This is a genomic window from Microbacterium sp. AC026 (genome assembly GCF_979258475.1).
On record NZ_OZ409857.1, the window covers coordinates 1,482,115 to 1,500,348 of the forward strand.

The window sequence follows — 18,234 nt, forward strand, 5'->3', positions numbered from 1 at the left end:
GAGCCTACGACAGCCGCTCGGGCAGCCGACGGCATCCGATGTCGTACCGGAGCCCCCGGCGCATTAGCCTGTATCCATGCGTGTCCACGTCGCCGACCACCCTCTCGTCACTCACAAGCTCTCGGTGCTGCGCGACCATCGCACCCCGTCGCCCGTCTTCCGGCAGCTGACCGAAGAGCTCGTGACGCTTCTCGCGTATGAGGCGACCCGCAACGTGAAGGTCAGTCCGGTCGAGATCACCACTCCCGTGACGACGACGATGGGCGTGAAGATCTCGGAGCCCCGTCCGATCGTCGTGCCGATCCTGCGCGCCGGCCTCGGCATGCTCGAGGGCCTGGTGAAGCTGCTGCCGACGGCAGAGGTCGGGTTCCTGGGCATGGTCCGCGACGAGGAGACCTTCGAGCCGACCACCTACGCCGAGCGCCTTCCCGACGACCTGAGCGATCGTCAGTGCTTCGCGATCGATCCGATGCTCGCGACCGGCGGCTCACTGGCTGCCGCCATCCAGTTCCTCTTCGACCGCGGGGCCAAGGACGTCACGGCGATCTGCCTGCTCGGCACTCCCGAAGGCCTCGCCGCCATCGAGGCGCTCGTCGGAGACCGCGACGTGACGATCGTGCTCGGGGCCCTGGATGAGCGCCTCAATGAGAAGGGCTACATCGTGCCCGGACTCGGCGACGCCGGCGATCGGCTCTACGGCACCGTCTGACGGATCTCCGGCTCGCGCGGTTCGTCCTCGAGAAGGGGCACGCCGAAGCTCGCCACCACGTCTCGCACCTCGCCAAGGTACTGCTGAGCCTGTTCGGTGAGCGGTATGGCCGTGCGTCCGATCCAGCCGATCTCGATGCGCTCGTCGACGTCGAGGGGCACGGCGACGATCTCGGGATCGAGATCGTCGCTGATGATGCCGGTCGAGATCGTGTATCCGTCGAGACCGATCATCAGGTTGAAGATCGTCGCTCGATCGGAGACCCTGATCTCCCGCGCACTCGAGAGGGTCGAGAGGATCTCCTCCGCGAAGTAGAACGAGTTGTTCGCGCCCTGGTCGAAGGTGAGACGCGGAAGGCCGACGAGATCGTCGAGGGTCGCACGGTCTCGCGACGCGAGTGCGTTCCGCCGTGAGACGAAGATGTGCGGCTCGGCGATGAAGAGCGGATGGAATGCGAGACCCGAGTCCCGCAGGAGCTTGTCGATCACGTTGCGGTTGAAGTCGTTGCGGAAGAGGATGCCGAGTTCGCTGCGGAGCGTCCGCACATCCTCGATGATGTCCCACGTGCGGGTCTCGCGGAGCGAGAACTCGTATTCGGCGGCGCTCGAGCGCTTGACCATCCGCACGAATGCGTCGACGGCGAAGGAGTAGTGCTGGGTGGAGACCCCGAGGAGGCGGCGCGACGGTGGCCGCCCGAGGTAGCGCTGCTCGAGAAGCTCGGCCTGCTCGACGATCTGTCTGGCATACCCGAGGAACTCCGTGCCGTCGCTCGTGAGCGTCACCCCTCGCGCCGACCGGGTGAGCAGATCGCGTCCGACTCGGCTCTCGAGGTCTTTCATCGCCGCGGACATCGTGGGCTGCGCGACATAGAGCACGTCGGCCGCCGCGGTGATGGATCCCTCCGCAGCGACCTCGATGAAGTACTGGAGCTGTTGCAGTGTGATCCCGCTCGATCGCCTAGGCATAGGAGAAGGCTATATCACCGCATAGCGGAGCCGAATTACCCGATAGCTCTGGCATCGCTGCACTATGAGATCACCGCTTTCGCGAGGCCAGATCGGCCTCCCCTCTCCCGGATTGGCCCCTCATGGCGAACGAGATCACGTTCAGCATCACGACCACTCGCTTCGACGAGGACTATGCCCCGTCCGACAGCTCGCGCATCACCACGAACTTCGCCAACCTCGCGCGCGGCGAGCGCCGCCAGCAGAACCTCCGCAACGCCCTGGAGATGATCGACCGTCGCTTCAACGACCTCGCGGGCGGCGACGAGCGCTACACGGTCGAGCTCGACATCGTCTCGGTGCAGTTGCGATTCGCCGATGGCAACGACGAGGAGTTCCCGGTGCTCGAGGTGCTCGACGTCCACATCGTCGACCGGCTGACCGGCGAACGCCACCATGGGATCGTGGGAAACAACTTCTCCTCCTACCTCCGCGACTACGACTTCAGCGTCGTCCTGCCTGCGGCGAGCGCGGCCGCCGGCGGATTCTCCACTCCCGACGACTTCGGCGTGCTGCACGGCAAGCTCTTCCAACATTTCCTCGAGTCCGAGGCGTACCAGGAGCGCTTCTCGACCCTGCCGGTGATCTGCATCAGCGTCTCGACCAGCAGGACCTATCAGCGCAACGGCAACCACCACCCCGTGCTCGGCGCCGAGTACGTGCAGGACTCCTTCTCGCTCACCGACGAGTACTTCGGGAAGATGGGGCTGCAGGTCCGCTACTTCATGCCACGCGGCAGCGTCGCCCCCTCGCCTTCTACTTCCGCGGCGACCTCCTGAGCGACTACTCCGATCTGCAGCTCATCGGCACGATCAGCACCATGGAGACCTTCCAGAAGATCTACCGGCCTGAGATCTACAACGCGAATGCGCCCGCCGAGAGCGTCTACCGTCCGAGCCTCGCCCACGACGACTATCAGCAGACGGAGATCACGTACGACCGCGAGGAGCGCAGCCAGCTCGCCGTCGTGCAGGGACGCTACGCCGATGAGCACTTCGTCACGCCGCACCGGACGGTGCTGGACCAGTGGGCTGCCGGGTATCCCGCTCCGTCGTCCCCCGTGTCCGCCTCCCCCGTTGCGGTCCGATGACCGGCCGCGGATCGTCGACCGTGCGAGAACTCCTCCCCACCTCGATCGTCGGAAGTCTGCCCAAGCCGGCGTGGCTCGCCCGGCCCGAAGTCCTCTGGTCGCCGTGGGAGCTTCAGGGCGATGCGCTCGTGGAGGGCAAGCATGACGCCCTGCGCGCCGCAGTGCACGAGCAGCGTCGACGCGGGATCGACATCATCAGCGACGGGGAGCAGACCCGTCAGCACTTCGTCACCACCTTCATCGAGCATCTCGACGGAGTCGACTTCGAGAATCGGGAGACGGTCCGCATCCGCGACCGCTATGACGCGAGCGTGCCGACCGTCGTCGGCGCAGTGAGCCGTCGCGCGCCCGTGTTCGTGGACGACGCGGCCTTTCTGCGCCAGCAGACCGACCAGCCGATCAAGTGGGCGCTGCCTGGCCCGATGACGATGATCGACACGCTGTCGGACCGCCACTACCGCAGCCGCGAGAAGCTGGCATGGGAGTTCGCGACGATCCTCAATCAGGAGGCGAAAGAGCTCGAGGCAGCCGGAGTCGACATCATCCAGTTCGACGAGCCCGCGTTCAACGTGTTCTTCGACGAGATGAAGGACTGGGGCGTCGCTGCTCTGGAGCGGGCAGCAGAAGGATTGCGTGCGGAGACCGCGGTCCACATCTGCTACGGCTACGGGATCAAGGCCAACAACGATTGGAAGGCGACCCTCGGAGCCGAGTGGAGGCAGTACGAGGAGTCGTTCCCCCTTCTGCAGCGATCCACCATCGACATCGTCTCGCTGGAGAGCCACCACTCCCACGTGCCGCTCGACCTCATCGAGCTGATCCGCGGCAAGAAGGTGATGCTCGGCGCGATCGATGTCGCGAGCGAGCAGATCGAGACTCCGGAAGAAGTCGCCGACACCCTGCGGCGCGCGCTCGAGTTCGTCGATGCGGACCTGCTCATCCCCAGCTCGAACTGCGGGATGGCGCCCCTACCGAGGCGCGTCGCTCTCGACAAGATGAGCGCCCTGTCAGCGGGAGCGCGAATCGTGCGCGACGAACTCGGCGGCACCGGCGCCTGACCGCGCTCGAGCAGCCGCGTCGTGTGACTCACACCCTCAGGAGGTAGCAGCGCTCCTCGCCGTACTTCGTGAAACCCGCTCGCGCGAGGATCGGCGCGGAGGTGGCGGTGCGCCCCTTCACCAGCGCCGTGGTCGCTCCCCGTGTCGCGCTCTGGCGAAGCCGCTCCACGAGGATGGCACGGTAGGCCCCTCGTCCCCGTGCCTGCTCGATCGTCGCCGCTCCCCAGAGGCGTGCGAAGCCGTCGACGATCGTGCAGCCGCCCGTGCTGACCGCCTCGCCGTCCGCGCCGAGACGGGCGAGAACACGCACCTGCGTGCCTGCGTCGTACGCCGATGTGATCTCGTCGAGTTCGATGCGCAGGCCTTCGTCATCGAGCGGCTGCTGCTTCCAGACCGGCACATTGATCGCGTCGACTTCGCGAACCTGCTCGAGCGTTCGCACGACCTCCGCCCTGGCTTCAGGCGGGACATCGCTCGCGACGCTGCGATCGTGGCGCTGTCGATCGGGCTCGCGAAGACGGCTACGGTGTCGATGTGCTCGGCTCCGCGCTTGCGGAGCTCGGCTTCGAGATCGGGGCGGTCGGACGCGTTGGTCCAGAACCGCAGCTCGCTCTCGTCCCACGCCCTCGTGCGGTCGATGGCGTGTTCTACGACGGTTGCGGCATCCGCATCCGAGTCGACCTGAGAGCCGCGCACTCCGCCACCGAATCGCGTCGGATACCGCACCAGCTGCAGATGGCTCCGCTGCTGCTCGCTGCCGCGGGGAAACCACACCCACGCGGCCGAGGCTCGCAGGACATCATCGATCGTGTGAGTCATCGCTCTCCTCTGCCGACGGCGACCTCAGCTCGCCGCTCCGACCAGACGCGCGAAGGCGCTCATCCGAGCGACCCCCTCGGGAGTGCGCGGAAGATCGTCGAGCAGGGCCGGTGAGTGGATGAGGTACGCCGCGACCTGCGCCCTCGAGATCGCCACGTTCAACCGATTCTGCAGCAGGAGGAACTCCGGGCCTCGCGGAGCATCGCGTCCGCTGGACGCCGCGAGCGAGGTGATCGAGACCACCGCCTCCTTGCCCTGGAAGTTGTCGACCGTGCCGACCGGGACGTCGTGGAAGCCCGCCGCGGCGAGCGCATCGTGCACGGTCTGACGCTGGGCGTTGTACGGCGCGACGACGATGATGTCGTTCTGCGCCAGGGGCGCGCCGTGGACTCCGCATCATTGTCGGTGAACGTGCGTCCGACGAGACCGCGTACCAGCGCCACCACTTCGGCCGCCTCTTCCGGCGACTCTGTGGCGTTGCCTCGATGCCGCAGCGGGACGACGTGGAGCCCCGCGTCGACGCCGTCGATCGACCGCCTCTCGGTTCCGGGTGCCGAGGCGAGCTGGCCCGCGTACGCGAGCCTGGACACCGGGGCCGCGACGAACGGATGCATGCGCCACGATCTCGCGAGGAAGTAGCCGTGATCGGGCTTGATGACCGCGTCGCCGTCCATGACCCAGCCGAGCGCCGAGGTGTCGACCGGCTCGGGGTGCGCGCCCTGACTGACCTGAGGAAGCTGCTGCGGGTCTCCGAGGAGCAGCAGGTTCTTCGCTCCGGCCGCGACGGCGATCGTCGACGCGAGCGAGAACTGCCCTGCTTCGTCGACCACGAGGAGATCGAGCCCTCCGCGCTCGACGCGGGCGGTGTTGCTGAAGTCCCACGCTGTGCCGCCGACGACCGCACCGTGCTCGGCGTGCTCGGCGAGGAATGACGCCATGCCGTTCTTGGGGATGACGGTGTAGCCCGGCTCGACGGAGGGGTCTTTCGGAGCCTTGCCGACCTGACTCGCCGGCACGCCGTCGGCGACGACTCGTTCGAGGAGGTTCTCGATGATCGCGTGGGACTGCGCCACGACACCGATCCGGAATCCGTGCTCCTTCACCAGCCGGGCGATCACCTGCGAGCCCGTGTAGGTCTTGCCGGTCCCCGGGGGCCCTGCACGGCGAGGTAGCTGCGGTCGAGATCGAGCACGCCTCGGACGATGGCGTCGATCACGTCGTCGCCCTGCTCGGGCAGCCGACGACCGGACAGCGTGCGCGGAGGGATGCGACGAAGCACGTCGGTGGCCGCGTCACGCGGGAACCCGGGTGCGGCCGCGTGGACGGAGTCCGCCCACTCATCGATCGCGCCCTGCAGCGAGACGACGCGTGGCGGCGCAGCCGGAGTGAGAGCGAGGGGAAGCTCGTCCCAGGTCTGCCCCTGGATCGCCGTCTCGGTGATCAGGTAGCCGTCGTCGAGCAACTCGGCGACCGTGACGGTGTGAGGGACGTGCACCGCTCGTGACGGTGCCTCGGTGTCGAAGGGAGCCGGCACCGGATACAGGGCGAACGGCTGCGCCCCGGCGCCCAGAGTGGTGCCCGGCGACACCTCGCCGCGGATCTCGATGTCGCGCGACATCACCCGTCGGCCCTCGCCGATGCTCCAGTCCCTCTGCACGCGCGATGAGGCGCGGTCGATGCGCACGACGTCACGCGTGCCGTCCCACATCGTGACGGGTTCGCGCAGGCGCTGGAAGTGCGAGACCCAGAAGCTCTTCGCCTCGCGCGGGAAGTAGTCGATCGCCGCGGCCGCGATGCGATGCACCTGACCGTCTTCGCCTGCGTCGACCGCGCGCTCCGCATCGGCGAGCAGTGACACCGAGCGCGGTGACGGCTCGTAGATCACCTCGTCCGCTTCATCCGGCGGCGCCGGAGTCACGCCCTCAGCCCTCGCGATGTCGATCAGCCAGTTGCGGAGGCGCCGGGTGGAGACGCAGTCGTAGCGGTTGTAGTCGGCGAGGTCGGCGAACACGGCATCCGCTTCTTCCTGCTCCCCCGCCGCCGCGAGCTCTCGAGCCGCGACGTACTGCACGATCGAGTCATCGCCCTTCTGGACGTCGCTCGTGCGCACATCCGCGCCCATGTAGAGAGGCTCGAGCTTCTTGATGGAGTACGACCTCGTGCCGACCCGCACGGTCCGCAGCACGAGCGGATACAGGTCGACGAACACTCCTTCACGCAGCAGTCGATCGATCTCACCCTCACGGACGCCGTGCCGCGCCGCCATGGCCACGAGGTGCGAGGTCTCATACGGCGCGTAGTGATAGATGTGCATGCCCGGATGAGCCGCGCGCCTCAGCTTCACGAAGTCGAGGAACCTCTCGAACGCCTCGCGTTCCGCCGCGAAATCGTGTGCCCAGAGCGCGGTGTACTGATCGGAGTTGTCGACCCATCCGAAGAGGTAGTCGATCCCCCAGTGAGCCTGGCCGTCCGGCGCCGGCTCGGTGTAGAGAGGGTCACCCTCGAAGTCGAAGAAGATGTCTCCGTGGCTCGGCACCGGGAGCGTATGGATCGCGGCCGCGTAGTGCACGTCATAGGTCGGCGCACCGTCGGCATCCGCCTGGATCTGCAGTCGGGCCTGTGCCCTCAGAGTCTCGAACGTGTCGGTGTTCATGCCGTCAGGGGGCGTGGGCGCCTCTGCCAAGGCGTCGATGGTCTCGATGCCGGCGGCTCTCAGTCGCGCACGCTGCACGGGCCGCATGCGGGCGACCATGAGGAGATCTCGGTGCGCGATCACCTTTTCCTCGCAGGTGGCGCAGCGCCCGCACGCCACGACCTCGAGATCGCCACGGTCGTCGCCCCACGCCAGCGCCGCCCCAGCGGAACCGTCGCCGATGCGACGATCTGCGATGAGCGCGCGCAGACGCGCCCGTCGCACCTGGAACAACGGGAGGAGGTCGTCGACGGAGTGGGTGCTCACTGAGCCGTCGCCGAGGATGAGGTCGACCTCGTCGGATCGTGGGATGCCGAGCCGATCGAGCTGATCGACATATGCCGCGAGCTGCATGAGGGCCGTGACCCGCGCTTTTCGGGCGAGCTTCGAATCCTGCACCCGCCAGCGACCGTCGTCGTCGCGCTTCAGGAAATCTGCGAATCCCACGAACTCGGGTGTAGCGAAAGCCGCCTGGAAGACGACGACAGCGTCGGAGCCGAGTGCCTGAACCGTCTCTTCGACCGCCGCCGCCAGGGCAACTGCGTCGACGGACGACACCTTCTCGACGAGATGCACCCGATCGGCGCCGAGATCATCGAGATAGCGCGCCAAGACGTTCCGCTCATGCACGTCTCCGAGCAGCGCCGCCCGCGCCAGCGTCGCGTCTTCGGGCTCGTCGACCGCGGGGACCCGCCCCAGCTTGGCGTCGATCGCACGACACCACGCGAACTCGCATTCGGCGGCCGCCTTGAGGTCGCTCGCGCTCCAGATGACGCGCTGCGCCTGAGTGTCGATCCGCACGATGCTCCCGTTCTGTCGGACACTTCGACACTAGCCGCGGCATCCGACACGGGATCACGATGGGCCGCTCAGCGCCACCAGGAGTCGTCGGGCGTCACGGGCAGGTTGCGCTTGTGCTGGGTGGCGAGATAGCGCGACTCGATGCGCCCGGCGACCTCCGGGTCGACCTGGCGCCCTTCGAGGAAGTCGTCGATCTGCTCGTAGGTGAGTCCGAGCTCGTCCTCATCGGCGCGACCGGGCTGACCGTCGAGCAGATCGGCGGTGGGCACCTTGTAGGCGAGCTGGTCGGGAGCGTCGAGGAGCAGGAGAAGCGAACGCCCCTGCCTCTTGGTGAGCCCGGAGAGCGGGAGGATGTCGGCGGCCCCGTCGCCGAACTTCGTGTAGAAGCCCGTCACGGCCTCAGCCGCGTGGTCGGTGCCGATCACGAGCAGACCGTCGTGGCCGGCCAGCGCGTACTGCGTCACCATGCGCACTCGCGCCTTGATGTTGCCGCGATTGAAGTCGCTGATGTCGCTCGTGACGGCGAACTCGATGTCCTCCTCGACGCCGTCGACGCCGTTCTGGATGTTCACCTCGACCGACGCATCCGGCTCGATGAACTCGAGTGCTGCCTGGGCATCCGCCGCGTCCTTCTGGATGCGGTACGGCAGCCGGACGGCGAGGAACTTCGCCTCCCCGCCCTCTGCTCGCACCCGCTCGACGGCGAGCTGCGCCAGACGACCGGCGAGTGTCGAGTCCTGACCGCCCGAGATGCCGAGCACGAAACCTTTCGCGCCGGTGGTGCGCAGGTAGTCGACGAGGAACTGCACGCGGCGCTCCACCTCGATCTCGGGGTCGATCTCGGCCCTCACGCCGAGCGCTTCAGAGATCTGCTGCTGCAGGGTCATGTGTTCCTCCGGTCTACCCGACGTCAGTATCCTCCTCCAGTGTTACATCGAGATGACGTGGATCGCACGCGCGTGACTCCGCGGCGGCCGATGCACCTGAGAGGATGGCGGAGTGAAACTTCTCGTCGCAGCCATGGCCTCCGAACTCGCAGCGTTCCCGGAAGAGCTCGAGGGATTCGACCAGCTCGTGACCGGCGAGGGCAAGATGCAGGCCGTCTACGCCCTGACCCGTGCGCTCGACGCCAAGGAGTACTCCGAGGTCGTGGTCGTCGGCACCGCCGGTGGGATCGACCCTGAACTCGAGGCGACGGTCCACGAGATCGGCAGCGCGCTGCAGCATGACGTGTTCGACCTCGACGGTGTCGCAGGGCAGCACGTGTCTCTGCCGGCGCGCTTGTCGACGGGCCGCGAGGGTGTGCTGATCGCGACCGGAGACAGCTTCGTCGGCGATGCGGGGATCACGGCCGTCATCCGGCCGTCCGGTGCGGGACTGGTCGACATGGAGACCTATGCGTACATCTGGGTCGCCGGCAAGTTCGGGGTGCCGATCCGTGCTTTCCGTGCGATCTCCGATCGAGCCGAGGACGGTGCGCTCGTCGACTTCCGCGAGGCGATCGCCCGCTGCAGCGTGCAGCTGCGCGAGGTGATCCGTCGGGAGTACGGCGTCTGAGACGGGCACCGCGTCGGTGCGGGGTCTCAGCGCGTCTCGATGACGCTCGGCCCGTTCGGCGTCGCGCGTACGGAGAGCTGCGCGGGGATCTGCTCCTGCATCGCTTCGACGTGGCTGATCACCCCGACGGTGCGACCGCCCTGTCGGAGCTCGTCGAGGGTGCGCATAGCGACGTCGAGCGTGTCGCCGTCGAGGGATCCGAACCCCTCGTCGATGAAGAGGGTGTCGAGACGGATGCCGCCGGCTCGCGCCGTGACCACCTCGGCGAGTCCGAGAGCGAGGGCGAGCGAACTCAGGAACGTCTCGCCGCCTGACAGGGACTGCGCTGGCCTTGTCTGGCCGGTGAATGCGTCGAACACGACGATCCCGAGCCCGGATGCCGCGCCGCGCGCGGCGAGCGCGTCGGAGTGACGCAGTTGGTAGCGCCCGGTCGACATGTCACCGAGGCGTCGATTGGCCGCCTCGACGATCTCCTCGAGCTCCGCGGCCAGCACGAACGTCTCGAGGGTCATCTTGCGCGTGTTCGCACCGCGCCCGGCGATGGTGTCGGCCAGGTTCTGCAGGACTTCGTACTCGGCGGCGTCCTCCGCGGTGCGCGCGTGCTCGGCGGCGGCGGCCTCGATGAGTGCCGCGAGCTGCTCCGCCACGGCGGCAGCTCGCCCGGCTTCGTCGACCGCTGCCGACCAGCGCTGCCGAGCGGCGAGGGACCTCAGCTCGGCGGGATCGAGATCGATCGGCTCCTCGGGCAGCGTGCGCAGTTCGAGGTCGAGGAGAATCGCGCGCTCCTTCTCTCTGAGCACGGCATGCTGCGTGATCCGGCTCTCGAGCGCCGCCTGGGAAGCGGCGGAGCGCAGCGCCCGCTCGACAGCGGCCACGTCGGGAAACTCGGACGCGGCGAGTGCGGCGTCCCGCTCGAGCATCGCCGCGGTCGCCGCCTCTGCTCTGCGCTCACGTTCGGCCGACGCCTCGACCAGCGCGAGAGCAGCCTGAACTTCATCGAGCGTCGCAGCGAGCCGCGCTGCCACGGAGTCGAACGGTCCTTTCGCATCGGCGATCGCCTGACGCGCCTCGGCCATGCGCTGAGCCACGAGCGAGTGCTCCTCGCGGGCTGCGGCCAGCGCGGCGGAGTCACGTTCGCGATCGATCTCGAGCCGCCGGATGCGTTCGATCAGGGCGTCGCGCCGCTGTTCGAGCCTCGTCCGCTCGTGCGAGGCCTCGACGCTCTCCGCGTGTGCGGCGGTCGCGTCGTGCAACTCTGTGGCCGCCTCATCGACTGCTCGGCCGTCGGCCCGGGTGACTGCGGCGGCGAGATCCGCACGCAGCGAGGACACGTGCTCGGCGGCGTCCCGCTCACGCCGGGCGATGATGTCGCGCTCGGTCTCGGCTTCGTCGACGTCGTCGGCGGACACCGGATCCGTGTGCACGGCGGGAGCGGGATGCTCGGGGGATCCGCATACCGGACACGCTTCGTCGTCCTGCAGGGAAGCCGCCAGCTCTCCCGCGATGCCGTCGAGGCGGCGCTGTCTGAGCTGAGCCAGCGCCGTCTGGGCCGCGGCGAGCGCGGCGCTGGCCTCAGCGAGCTCTCGCTCCGCTCCGCCGTGCGCGACACGGAGGCGTTCCGCCTCGAGCGCCGCGGCATGCCGCACGGCGGCACCATCTCGCGCTGCAGCCAGATCCGCGACGCGATCGGCACGCTGCCTCGCGGCGTCGCGGTCCAGAGTGAGCTGTTCGAGCTGTCCCGGAAGAGCGACGCGATCGGCCTCCGCCGCCTCGATGCGCGCGGTCGCCGCCGCCACGGCATCCGCGGCCGCGGTGAGTTCGGCGTCGAGAGCGGACGCGGAACCCTCCAGTTCCGCCGCCCGCTGCCACGTGCCCGTCTGCCTGGTGCGTTCAGCCGCCCATTCCGCGAGATCGTCCGTGACGATGTCGTGAGCCGCCCACACGGCGCGTGCGCGCTTCTCGGCTTCGACCGAAGCATCGAGCGCAGAAGACGCCGTCGCCGCGGCCGTGATCGGGCCCCGAAGAAGCTCCGCAGTCCGAGCCTCGTGCAGTTCCGTCCGCGCGTCCGCGATCCGAGGCTCCTCGGCCTCGAGACGATCGAGCGCTGCCCTGGCACGATCGCGCTCGATCTGCGCCCTCTGCTCGTCTCGCAGCGTCGCGAGCGCCGCGTCCGCGGCATCCGACTCCTTCTCGGCGTCGACACGCTCCGCCGCGCGACGCTCGGCGCGGTAGTCCGCTCGAGCCTGAGCGCGACGCAGACGGTCGAGACGCTCGTCCGTCGTCATCACGAGGGACTCCGCCTCACTCGAAGCGGTGTCGCCTCCCTGCGCGTCGCTGTCATGCCCGAGGTCGGCGTTGTCGACCAGTCGCTCGCCTTCGTCGAGGCGGGCTGACACGGTGGCGAGACGGGCTCCGAGCGACCGCTCCGCCGCCTTGCGTCGCTCGTCGAAACGTGTCTGCACGTCCTCGAACCGCTCGGTGCCGAACAGCCGCCGCAGCAGTGCCTGCCGCTCACGGCTGCCGGCGAGCAGGAACTCCGAGAAGCGGTTCTGCGCGAGCAGGATCACCTGCAGGAACTGCTCACGGCTGAGCTGCAGGATCTCGTCGAGTTCGTAGGCTGCCTCGCGCTCCTTCGCAGCGAGTCCGATCCACTCGCCGCCGACCAGCGTGTCGAGCTGCACGGCTGCCGACTGCACCGTCATCCCGCCGCCACGCTTCTTGGGCCGCTCGTACTCGGGCGAACGTGTGACCCGGTATCGGCCGGCCGGAGTGCTGAACTCGACGACGACCTCGGTGACGTCGTCGGGCTCGCAGTGGTCGCTGCGCAGTCGCTTCTCGCCACCCTCGTACCGTGGCACCCCACCGTAGAGAGCGAAGCAGACCGCATCGAGGATGCTGGATTTGCCTGCTCCCGTGCGACCGGCGATCAGGAAGATGCCGTCGTCTGCGAAGGCGTCGAAGTCGACGACCTGACGATCGCGGAACGGCCCGAAGCCCTCGACCTCGAGGAGGTGCAGCTGCATCAGAGCGCCTCCTTCGCTGTCGGAGAGTCTTCGCGTCGAGCGGCCACCGGACTAGACGAGGGCTTCTGCACGAACGCGGTCATCGAGCACCTCGCGGATCAGCTCGGCCTCGCGCTCGGTCGCCCCGTGTCCTGAGCGGACGTGCTCGAGGAAGGCCTCGATCCGTTCAGGATCGGTCACGGCACCCTGCAATCTCTCGACGTACGACCGCTCGATCGTCTCCGAGGTCTGGGACGGCTGATGCTGCACCATCGCGCAGTGCGGATACCGCTCACGGAGTCGGCGCATCGGCTCTGTCTGGGCGAGCGCGTCGGTGTAGACCGCGCAGACCCAGTCCTCCGCGTGAGCGGCGACGTTCTCGGTCGACAGGATCTCCTCGAGGGTGCCCGTGAGCGTGACGAGACGGCGAGGCACGGGGAGCTCGAGCCACTCGACCGATGCCAGTCCGGTCGCGTCGAGCTCGACCAGCCAGGACCCGCGCGGCTTGTTCTGCTCGCCGAAGCTGTAATGCAGGGGGCGCCCGAGTAGCGCACGCGCTCGCTGATCTGCTGGCGCCCGTGGATGTGACCGAGGGCGACGTAGTCGGGACCGTCGAACACGGTCAGCGGCACGACGTCGAGACCGCCCTGCCGGACCTCGCGCTCGAGGCCCACCGTGGCGTCGACCCCGGCGGAGAAGCAGTGGGCGATCGCGACGGACCGGCCGGGGTGTTCATTCATACCGACCCGTACGAGGTCCATGGCGTGCGCCAGCGTCTGCGCCTGCGTGCGCAGTTCGGCCCCGTTCCAGTGCTGTCGGACGATGGCGGGCTCGAGGTAGGGGATGCCGAAGAAGTGCACGGGGCCGTCGGCGTCTGTCAGTGTCACCGGAGTGCCGATCGCGAGGGGGTCGGTCAGCACATGGATGCCGTCACGCAGCAGTCGCGCCTGGAACCCCAGCCGCGCGGCGGAGTCGTGGTTGCCGCTCGTGACGATCACACGGGCCCCCGTCTCGTGCAGCGCCACAAGAGCGTCACCGAGAAGCGTGTACGCGGGGCCGGCGGGGGTCGCCGAGTCGAACACGTCGCCGGCGACGATGACGACGTCGACCGCGTGGTCGCGAACCTGCGCCGTGAGCGCCCCGAGCACCTCGGCCAGCGCGTCCATGGTCGAGTTGCCATGGAAGGTGCGGCCGATGTGCCAGTCGGAGGTGTGCAGGATTCGCATACTCACACGCTACGAACCCCCACCGACATTCGGTCCGAGGCGTGCCGTGGCGCCCGTTCCCCGCATCGAGATCTCCGCGATCCGGCCGAGAGAGGACGCCACGACGACGTCAGTGCGCAGCGACGGCCAGTCCCGGCTGCGCCGGCATCAGCTCGTCCTTCGTGCCCCGCACCATCACCGCGGCGATCACGGCGGCGACGAGCATGAGGATCGACGCGACGATGAAGACCCAGCCGTAAGCGTCGGTCAGCTGCCCGGGGTCGAGATCCGCCTGGGCGTGCCCTCCGACCGACGCGGCGTACACGGCTGTGAACACCGACAGGCCGATCGATCCGCCGATCTGCATGGCCGAGTTGGCGACTGCCGACGCGATGCCCGCGTCGTGCGGAGCCACTCCGGTGAGAGCGAGGTTCTGCAGCGGGATGAAGACGAAGCCCATGCCGACGCCGAGCAGCACGAGCGCCGGGGCGATCTGCACCAGGTAGGCGCCGTCCGGGGTGATGCCCGACAACAGGAACAGACCCGCCGCGGCGATGAGCGGTCCGACGATCATCATCGGCCGCGGTCCGATCACTCCGAGCAGCTTGGTCGCGATCGGGGCGATGATCATCGTGGCGATCGGCAGCGGCAGGGTCGCCGCGCCCGCCTGAAGCGCGCCCATCCCGAGCACGAACTGCAGGTGGAAGGTCAGGTAGAGCGTCGCGCCGATCATGATCGCTCCGGCCACGCCCTGGATCAGGAACGCACCACCCCTGACCCGGTCCGCGACGACCCGCAGCGGAAGGAGCGGCTGGGCCACGCGGCTCTCGACCCAGACGAACGCGGCGAGCAGCACGACTCCGAGCACGAGGAAGGTGATGGTGAGCGGGTCGCCCCAGCCGTTCTCGGCGAGGCTGAACCCGTAGACGAGGGAGCCGAGACCGAGGGTCACGGTGATCGCGCCCCAGACGTCGTAGCGGTTGTCGCCGTCCGCCTTGCTCTCCGTCAGGAAGAGCGCTCCGCCGATCAGTCCGATCGCGACGAAGAACAGGTTGACGAGCAGGCACCAGCGCCAATCGGTGAACTCGGTGAGGAATCCGCCCAGGAGCAGACCGACGGCCGCTCCTGTTCCTGCGACCGTCCCGAAGACGGCGAACGCCGTGTTGCGCTCCTTCCCGGAGGGGAAGGTCACGGTGAGGAGAGCGAGGGCGGCGGGAGCGAGGAGCGCGGCGAAGACCCCCTGGAGGCCGCGCGCGAGGATCAGCTCCCAGCCGGACTGCGCGAGGCCGCCGAACAGGGACGCCGCGCCGAACCCCACCATCCCGATCATGAAGGTGCGCTTGCGACCGAGGTAGTCGGCGATGCGTCCTCCGAGCAGAAGCAGCGCGCCGAAGGCGAGGGCGTAGGCCGTGACCACCCACTGACGCTGGCCGTCGCTCAGACCGAGCGATGCCTGCGCCTGCGGCAGGGCGATGCTGACGATGGTGCCGTCGAGGACGACGATCAGCTGCGTGAGGGAGATGACGACGAGCGCCCACCACCGTGTCTGGGGGCGGGCGCGCAGGGACGATGACATGGAAGAACCTCCGGTGTCGGGGACGATGCCGGAGGTTTCGAGCCTCGGACCAGCGCGCATCAGCGCCTGACCACCTCAGCCGACGGGGCTGAGCAGAGCATCCATATTACCGGAGGAATGACGCCGCGTAACACAGCGTCACACGTCGATGCGTCAGCGCGAGCGCAGCAGGGACGCGTGCTCGGGATGCGCCTGGAACCAGTCGGCGACATACCAGCACACGGCGTCGACCTTGCGATCTCCGCGCTCCTCGATCTCGGCGACCGCTCCCTCCACGACGACACCCGCGTAGCCGTGGCCGCGGAAAGTCGGGATGGTGAAGGCTCGCGTCAGGGCGATCGTGTTCCCGTCGTCGCGATAGTCGAGCACGCTGACGAGCTGCCCGTCGCGCGTCAGCGTGTACCGCGAGGCGTCCTTCTCATCAGTGAGGATGAAGCCGGCAGCGAGGGTCGAAGTGGTCACCTTCTCCACGTTACGCCTCGCTCCCCGGCCGGCGGCCGTTTTGACACGCGCGGACTTCTTCCGACATAATCCCCCCATGACTACCAACGCAAGCCCTTTGTCCGCCCAGGAGGCGAACAGGACTGCCGGGATGATGATGCCCGGTCGCGTTGGCATGTGTTGCCGAATGTGTCGCTGAACGAACAGCCACTCCGTCTGACCTGACTTCTCGCGATCTGCGAGGACTGGTCTCCGAGCACCCACCCCGTGCTCGCTTCCCGGCTCGCCCGGTCATTCATGCAACGCATCAGAGCCTTCTTCCGGCTCACGTCCTGAGGACTACATCATCATGTCGAACATCGCACTTCTCGAGCGTCCCGCCGCCGCCACCGCCGTCCGCACCGTCTCGTCGGAGCCCGCCGCACCGCTCGATGCAGATCTTCCCGCCGTCCGCTCGCCGCGAGGATTCGCCCTCTACGTCGGTCTCGACGAGATCAAGGCGGCCGAAGCTGGCGTCAGCCTCCCGCTCCTGGTCGACGCTCTGCGCCGCACCCTCGCCGAGCTCGCACCGGGTGCCGAGACGCACGCCACCGTCGCCCTGGCCCCGCACGGCTCCGGCGGCCGCGACCTCGACGTCGTCCGTCTCGCACTGCACGAGCCGGGTGCGATCGCACGCACCAAGGCCGCGGCCGAAGAGGAGGCGACCGACGAAGAAGCCGGCGTCGTGGTCGACATCTCGCGCAAGCGCGTGCTGATCGACGGCGAGTCCGCGGCGTTCACCTACAAGGAGTTCGAGCTGCTGCAGTACCTCGTGCTCCGTGAAGGACGGACGATCGAGCGCAGCGAGCTGGTCTCCGCGCTCTGGCAGGCGCAGGACGACGAGACTCCCGGCGAGCGCACGATCGACGTGCACGTGCGGCGTCTGCGAGCGAAGCTCGGCCGCTACGAGGACATCGTCCGCACCGTGCGCGGCATCGGCTACCGCTTCGACCGGCACGCCGACGTCGTCATCCGCTACGGCCACGGAACACCCTCGCCCGACCGCTTCTGATCCGAGTGTCAGCCCCGCCACGTATGGTGGGCGCATGACCCTGACCGCGGATGCCGGAGCCGCCGATGCGGCCTCCCGCGGCGCGCCGCGCGAGACCGTGTATCGGCCGGCCGCACCCGTCGATCTCCGCGCGACGGTGGGCATGCTGCGACGGGGGCCCGGCGACCCGACCATGGTGTTCGACGGCCCGGTGATCTGGCGCACGCTGCGAACGCCGCTCGGTCCTGCCGCACTCGCGCTGCGCGCCCGCGGCGACGAGATCATCGCCACGGCGTGGGGCGACGGAGCGGAGCACGCGCTCGACAGCGTCCCGGAGCTGTGCGGCGCGAACGACGACCCCACCGGCTTCGATCCCTCCCATCATCCGCTGATCGCCGACGTCGCACGCCGGTCGGTCGGCATCCGCCTGGCTCGCACGGGCGTCGTGTTCGACGCTCTCGCGTGCGCGATCATCGAGCAGAAGGTGACCGGCCTCGAGGCGTTCCGCGCATGGAGACAGCTCGTCACGAAGTTCGGCGAGCGCGCACCCGGTCCCACCCCGAGGCCGATGTACACCGCCCCCACCGCCGCGCAGTGGCGCCGCATCCCGTCGTGGGACTGGCACCGGGTCGCGGTGCAGCCGCCGCAGTCGAAGACCGTCGTGCGCGCCGCCGAGCGCGCTGAGAGCGTCTCGCGCGCACTTCTGGCCGCCCCCGCCGGCGAGGAGCGCGATCGCGTGCTGACGAGCTTGCCGGGCGTCGGCATCTGGACCTCGGCCGAGACCCGCATCAGAGCCCTCGGCGATCCTGACGCCGTGAGCGTCGGGGACTACCACCTGGCCCATCAGGTCGGCTATGCCCTCACGGGCCACCGCACGGATGACGACGGGATGCTCGAGCTGCTCGCCCCGTGGGCCGGCCACCGGCAGCGAGTGATCCGCCTCATCTTCGCGAGCAGGGTGAGCGAACCCCGTCGTGGGCCGCGGCTCTCCCCGAAGATCATCGGAGTCGCTGACCCTGCCGCACGGCGCGGATCGCCCCTAGGCTGAGGCCATGTCCCGCAACGCACTCCGCTTCTCCGTCACGGCAGGGCTGCTCATCGTCGGTGTCGTGATCGGCCTGATCTTCCAGAACGTCTGGCTCGGCATCCTGCTCGCCGCGATCGTCTGGCTCGGCTGGTTCATCGGCTACGAGTCCCGGCGCGGCCACAACACCGGCGTCAACGACGAGGACCACGGCGTCGAGCTCTGA

General features: G+C 68.5%; 13 protein-coding genes and 4 pseudogenes. 7 read left to right on the top strand and 10 right to left on the bottom strand.

Annotated elements, in window-relative coordinates; genetic code table 11:
- Window positions 1-76: 76 nt before the first annotated feature.
- Window positions 77-709: a uracil phosphoribosyltransferase gene (gene upp, locus ACZZ93_RS07470; protein ID WP_042538962.1), complete on the top strand. Its 633-nt coding sequence runs from the start codon at window positions 77-79 to the stop codon at window positions 707-709.
- Here the strand turns inward: upp and ACZZ93_RS07475 are convergent.
- Window positions 694-1,674, bottom strand: coding sequence for a LysR family transcriptional regulator (locus tag ACZZ93_RS07475; protein WP_056277084.1), 981 nt, complete (start codon window positions 1,672-1,674; stop codon window positions 694-696). The two genes, upp and ACZZ93_RS07475, sit on opposite strands and share 16 nt — an antisense overlap.
- Window positions 1,675-1,796: 122 nt before the next feature.
- Here ACZZ93_RS07475 and ACZZ93_RS07480 point away from each other — a divergent pair.
- Window positions 1,797-2,803 (top strand): annotated as a pseudogene (locus tag ACZZ93_RS07480) (putative oxygenase MesX).
- 20 nt (window positions 2,804-2,823) lie between these two features.
- A complete protein-coding gene (locus ACZZ93_RS07485) occupies window positions 2,824-3,861 on the top strand; it encodes a methionine synthase (protein ID WP_295101159.1) in 1,038 nt (345 codons plus the stop codon).
- Window positions 3,862-3,889: 28 nt separating this feature from the next.
- Here ACZZ93_RS07485 and ACZZ93_RS07490 read toward each other — a convergent pair whose 3' ends face one another.
- From ACZZ93_RS07490 to nadE, 3 genes and pseudogenes are all read right to left on the bottom strand, one after another.
- Window positions 3,890-4,303, bottom strand: coding sequence for a GNAT family N-acetyltransferase (locus tag ACZZ93_RS07490; RefSeq protein WP_463510779.1), 414 nt, complete (start codon window positions 4,301-4,303; stop codon window positions 3,890-3,892).
- 401 nt (window positions 4,304-4,704) lie between these two features.
- Window positions 4,705-8,173: pseudogene (locus tag ACZZ93_RS07495) on the bottom strand (TM0106 family RecB-like putative nuclease).
- A 68-nt stretch (window positions 8,174-8,241) separates the two neighbouring features.
- On the bottom strand, window positions 8,242-9,060 hold the full coding sequence (nadE, locus tag ACZZ93_RS07500) for an ammonia-dependent NAD(+) synthetase (RefSeq protein WP_053098839.1): 819 nt from the start codon (window positions 9,058-9,060) through the stop codon (window positions 8,242-8,244).
- 112 nt (window positions 9,061-9,172) lie between these two features.
- Between nadE and ACZZ93_RS07505 the strand changes: the two genes are divergently transcribed.
- Window positions 9,173-9,730 carry a phosphorylase family protein gene (locus ACZZ93_RS07505; protein ID WP_463510780.1) on the top strand — a complete coding sequence of 186 codons (558 nt, stop codon included), beginning with the start codon at window positions 9,173-9,175 and terminating at the stop codon, window positions 9,728-9,730.
- 26 nt (window positions 9,731-9,756) lie between these two features.
- Here ACZZ93_RS07505 and ACZZ93_RS07510 read toward each other — a convergent pair whose 3' ends face one another.
- The 6 genes and pseudogenes from ACZZ93_RS07510 to ACZZ93_RS07535 all read right to left on the bottom strand — a co-directional run bounded on the left by ACZZ93_RS07510 (window position 9,757) and on the right by ACZZ93_RS07535 (window position 15,975).
- Entirely contained in the window at window positions 9,757-12,753 is a 2,997-nt protein-coding gene (locus tag ACZZ93_RS07510; RefSeq protein WP_463510781.1) for an AAA family ATPase, read from the bottom strand.
- A 51-nt stretch (window positions 12,754-12,804) separates the two neighbouring features.
- Complete coding sequence (locus ACZZ93_RS07515; protein ID WP_463511779.1) at window positions 12,805-12,933, bottom strand: hypothetical protein; 129 nt, start codon at window positions 12,931-12,933, stop codon at window positions 12,805-12,807.
- Window positions 12,934-12,996: 63 nt separating this feature from the next.
- Window positions 12,997-13,167: pseudogene (locus tag ACZZ93_RS07520) on the bottom strand (exonuclease SbcCD subunit D C-terminal domain-containing protein); the annotation flags it as partial.
- A gap of 155 nt (window positions 13,168-13,322) precedes the next feature.
- A pseudogene (locus tag ACZZ93_RS07525) lies at window positions 13,323-13,958 on the bottom strand (metallophosphoesterase family protein); the annotation flags it as partial.
- A 109-nt stretch (window positions 13,959-14,067) separates the two neighbouring features.
- Window positions 14,068-15,513 (bottom strand): MFS transporter, encoded by a 1,446-nt coding sequence (locus ACZZ93_RS07530; protein WP_053098835.1) that lies wholly within the window; start codon window positions 15,511-15,513, stop codon window positions 14,068-14,070.
- A 153-nt stretch (window positions 15,514-15,666) separates the two neighbouring features.
- Window positions 15,667-15,975, bottom strand: a complete 309-nt coding sequence (locus tag ACZZ93_RS07535) for a GNAT family N-acetyltransferase (RefSeq protein WP_053099389.1) — start codon at window positions 15,973-15,975, stop codon at window positions 15,667-15,669.
- A 328-nt stretch (window positions 15,976-16,303) separates the two neighbouring features.
- Between ACZZ93_RS07535 and ACZZ93_RS07540 the strand changes: the two genes are divergently transcribed.
- Genes ACZZ93_RS07540 through ACZZ93_RS07550 form a run of 3 tightly spaced genes read left to right on the top strand, consistent with a single transcriptional unit; the run spans window position 16,304 to window position 18,234 of the window.
- Window positions 16,304-17,005, top strand: a complete 702-nt coding sequence (locus ACZZ93_RS07540) for a winged helix-turn-helix domain-containing protein (protein ID WP_463510782.1) — start codon at window positions 16,304-16,306, stop codon at window positions 17,003-17,005.
- Window positions 17,006-17,039: 34 nt separating this feature from the next.
- The gene (locus tag ACZZ93_RS07545) at window positions 17,040-18,032 is read left to right on the top strand and encodes a DNA-3-methyladenine glycosylase family protein (RefSeq protein ID WP_463510783.1); all 993 of its coding nucleotides are present in this window, start codon (window positions 17,040-17,042) and stop codon (window positions 18,030-18,032) included.
- Window positions 18,033-18,036: 4 nt separating this feature from the next.
- On the top strand, window positions 18,037-18,234 hold the full coding sequence (locus tag ACZZ93_RS07550) for a hypothetical protein (RefSeq protein WP_053098832.1): 198 nt from the start codon (window positions 18,037-18,039) through the stop codon (window positions 18,232-18,234).